2 protein-coding genes are annotated in these 4,419 nt (G+C 45.3%); both read right to left on the minus strand.

Going from position 1 to position 4,419, the window contains the following annotated elements:
* Positions 1–1,695 (minus strand): ABC transporter permease (locus VIN08_RS24155; RefSeq protein WP_331970986.1); only part of this gene is annotated, 1,695 nt, incomplete at its 3' end.
* A gap of 182 nt (positions 1,696–1,877) precedes the next feature.
* On the minus strand, positions 1,878–4,268 hold the full coding sequence (locus VIN08_RS24160) for an ABC transporter permease (RefSeq protein WP_331970988.1): 2,391 nt from the start codon (positions 4,266–4,268) through the stop codon (positions 1,878–1,880).
* Between the last annotated feature and the right edge of the window lie 151 nt (positions 4,269–4,419).

The following is a 4,419-nucleotide window of genomic DNA, read 5'->3' on the forward strand; positions in this document are numbered from 1 at the left end:
AGAGTCAGACAGAAAATCAGAAGAAAAGAATCGTCCGGTGATCATTGTATACTTCATGGTTTTGAGATGGTCGTAATCCATCTCGTATACATTCAATAAATAGTCTTGTGACGGACTTGTTGTGCTGAATACAAATTGCCAATCTATATTGGGCGGAAGCCGGTTACAATAACTGGCTGCTACAATTGACTGGTGTTTCAGCAGTTCTTCTTTAAAACGCATGCCGTTGTTTCCGAGGTTACGTGTGTGCAAAAGATTTACAACATTATGCTTATCAAACCCGAGACTTGCCTGTTGTATATATTGCAACTGCCGGTATACTACCAGTGTAGCAATGATAAGACTGGCTGATATAAAGAATTGAAAAATCACCAGCACATTGCGTATACTATATTTGCGCATGCGCGACCGGATGCGACCTCGCATTACTTCAATCGGTGAGAACGTGGTGAGATAAAATGCCGGGTAGCTTCCGGCTAATAATCCAACCACAACTGCAAAAAGCGGAAGTCCTGCGAGAAATATAGGGGAGAGAAATACCCGCACGGAGAGCTGCTTTTCGGCCAGTATATTAAACGGTAAAAGTAGTATGGACACAATGAACAGCGCGAATAGAATGGCAATGACTATATAGAAGAACGATTCCAGTATAAACTGTATAATCAATCGCGATGTGGGAGCGCCAACGGTTTTGCGTACGCCTACTTCTTTCGCGCGACTGGCCGATCGCGCAGTGGAGAGGTTCATGAAGTTGATGCAGGCCAGCAAGGTTATAAACACAGCAATAGCACTGAACAGGTATATATACTGTATGTTGCCGTTGGGTTCGATCTCATCATCGAGGTGCGAGTATAAGTGTATATCCAGTAAAGGCTGGATGAAGAAGCCAAGCGAATTACCCTGGTTATTGAGTTGATTGATATTGACGCGCTTTAGTTGCTCAAGCTCCGGATTGATATACCGGGCCACGAATACCTTCAGCTTTTCTTCTACGGGAAGTATAGATGCATCCGGTTTTAGTTTCAGATAGGTGATTGCGCGACCGGTAACCCAGCCGTTGGTGTGAATATCATCCCAAGAGCTAAGCGAAAGTATAGCAGTAAAATGGAAGTGGCTGTTTAACGGAGGGTCGGCAGCAATACCACTGACCTTTGCCGTATAGCCTTGCGCAAGCACCATGGTTTTACCAAGGGGCGTTCTATCGCCAGCACCTTTATAATCGAAGTAACGTCTGGCAGCCGATTCCGTAATCACCAGCTTGCGTATACCAGTCAGCACACTGTCAATATTACCTTCTATAAGTTGAAAGTGAAAGAAGTGGAAGAAGTTGGAATCAGCAAGAAGCAGTCTCGGTTCTGTAAACACACGATCTTCATAGCGCATCGGGAAGGTAGCCCAACTCGCTATGCGTGTTACCGATTCTACCTGCCGGCAAGTTTGCTGAAGTGTATTTGCTAACGGAGCGCCAGCATACACAGAGAGCATCTTCTTTCCCTGCAACATACCGTGTGAACCTGCCCTATATATACGTGCTGCATCGGGATGGAAAGTATCGTAACGGGTTTCATCCTGTATATATAGCACGATAAGTAAACTACAGGCAATGCCAATGGTAAGCCCTGCGATATTGATAAATGAAAAGCCCTTATGGCGAATCATGTATCGCAGCGCTATGGACAAGTAACTTTTGATCATAGGGGATTATGATGTGAATATACACCATAAGCCCGTTATCCGTAAATGGTTATCCGTTAATCGTAAAAGTGCTCAGTGCTACCACTACCGACTTCAACATTCGTTGATCGATGTTCCTTGTTCGATATTCAATTCGTTATTCGTTACACGTTAATCGTCAGCGAACATGTAACGTATAACGATTACTCGCTCCTCAACGCATCCACCGGATTACTCAACGCAGCCTTCAATGCCTGGAAGCTGATAGTAAGTAACGCGATAATGATGGACGATGCTCCGGCCAGAATAAAGATACCGGCACCAATAGAGATGCTGTACTGAAAATCATCCAGCCACTTGTTCATAACGAAATAGGCAATCACACTGGCAAACACAAAGGAGATCATGATCAGCAGAACAAACTCACTGGAAAGTTTATAGAAGATGGTGCCGTTGCTTGCACCCAGCACTTTGCGAATGCCAATCTCTTTTCTGCGTTGCTCTGCGGTAAATGCCGAGAGCGCAAACAGACCGAGTCCGGCAATGAGCATAGCCAATCCGGTGAAGTGCGTGAACATGCTGGCGAAGGCTTGTTCATTGCGATACAGGTTGGCAAATTGTTCATCGAGAAAAGCGTATTCGAAAGTGGTGCCCGGATTTACTTTCTTCCAGGTTTCCTCCATGAAGGTAAGTGTTGCCTGTATATTTTCAGCTTTTACTTTAACTGCCAGCGCGTTGTTGTTGTTATTATACAGCATAAACATCGGCTCCAGCTTGTGGCGTACCGTAGCGAAGTGAAAATCTTTTACAACACCTACCACGGTATAGTTTGTAAGCTCGGATGCTACAGCACCATTTTGCAACCCTACTTTTTTACCAACCGGATCTTTCCATTTGAGGAAGCGCGCCATTTCTTCGTTGATGATCATCGACAAAGAATCATCATAGTCGAGTGAGAAATTACGGCCTTCCATCATCTTTATACCCATAGTAGGAATAAAACTTTCATCCGTAACCATAATACTGGTGATGATGTTGGTCTCCGCATTATAGACACCATCCGGATATATATTTACTCTGCCCAATTGCTGGCCCATACGGGCTGAAGAAGTTCCAACGGAAAGTATATCCGGATTACGCAGCAGTTCATTTTTCAGTGTAGTGGCATTGGCAACATTCTGGTTATTCTGTTGCAGGGTAATAACCTGGTCGCGGCTGTAGCCCAGGTCGGCAGTATAGATATAGCGCATTTGTTGATATACTATACCCGTGCCTACCATGAGCGCTATAGATATAGTGAACTGCAAAACTACCAGTGCCTTTCTCAGCCGTATACCACTTGCCGAATTTTTGAATGATCCTTTTAATACCAATATAGGTTTGAATGAAGAAAGTACGAAGGCAGGATATAGTCCGGCCATTATACCCACGATGAGTACCAGTCCGGAAAGCAATGTTATACTTTGCGGATGCATAAGCAGGGTAACATCAGCGAAGCGGTGATAGGCGTTGTTCAGCAACGGTACGGCTACGAGGACAGCGGCAATGGCCAGCAAGGCTGCTATACCGGTAACCAGTATAGATTCGGTGAGGTGTTGCAGAATCAGTTGAGTGCGTATGGCACCAATCACTTTGCGCATGCCGATCTCTTTGGCCCGCGCGGTTGACTTGGCCGTAACGAGATTCATGAAATTTACAGCCGCCAGTACCAGTATCAGTATAGCGATGATGGAGAGTACATATACATTGAGTGTATCAGATTTGTTGGCGTTTGTCTCGAAGAGAATCTCTTTTGATTTCAGGTGTACATCTTTCAATGGCTGCACTACAGGAGTGAAGAACTCGTAGGCATTGTTCTTTTTGCTGATCGCTTTCAGCTTAGTATTCAGATCAGCAACATCGGCAGGTTTATCGAGCAGGAGGTACGTGAAGCAAAATATACCCTGCCAGGTATCGAGCGCCTGCCGCAGGCCATCTTCATTTTGTCCGGGTACAAGTGAGTATAGTAAATCAAATTGCAGGTGAGAGTTCTTCGGTACATCGGCCAATACAGCAGTAACATTCAGATCTGTATTCTGATTAAGTTTTACAGTTTTACCAATAGGATTTTCATTGCCGAATATCTTGCGCGCTAATGTTTGTGTGATGGCGATCGATCCGGGTTTATCCAGCACCCCCGTTGTAGCACCATCCACAATCGGGAAATCAAATACTTCGAATACAGTCGGATCAACACGAAAGGAAGCTTCACATTTTAATGGCTTGTCGTTATAGCTGAGATCAAGACGTCCGCCCCCCGTAAAGCGTACGCTGGTAATAACCTCCGGTAATTCATCGGCTGCTGCCGGACCAAGACGCGGTTGTGTAACACCTACCAGCTTGCTGCTCACGCCTTCGGCACTATCAATGGTAAGCAGGCGAACGATGTTGGGATAATTTTTATGGAATGTATCGTACGAGAGATCTTCCGCGATATACAGGTAGATGATCATGCTGGCCGTAAGACCGAACGTGAGGCCGATGATCTTGATAAAGGAATATCCTTTTTGTTTCAGCAGGTTGCGTAGCCCGGTGATGAAGTAGCTCTTGAACATAGGTGCTTCTGGTTTTAAGCGCATCCTGTCAATTGTAATGCCACAGAGAAACATCGCGAAAGCGCATTCGAAAGCTATATTTTCCCAGGATGGGTGATGAACGTTTCTGCACGAATCCGTCCGGGGCCGGGCGGTTAGGGTTTGATGGTTT

This window comes from Ohtaekwangia sp. (assembly GCF_036568665.1).
Classification (GTDB): Bacteria; Bacteroidota; Bacteroidia; order Cytophagales; family Cyclobacteriaceae; genus Ohtaekwangia.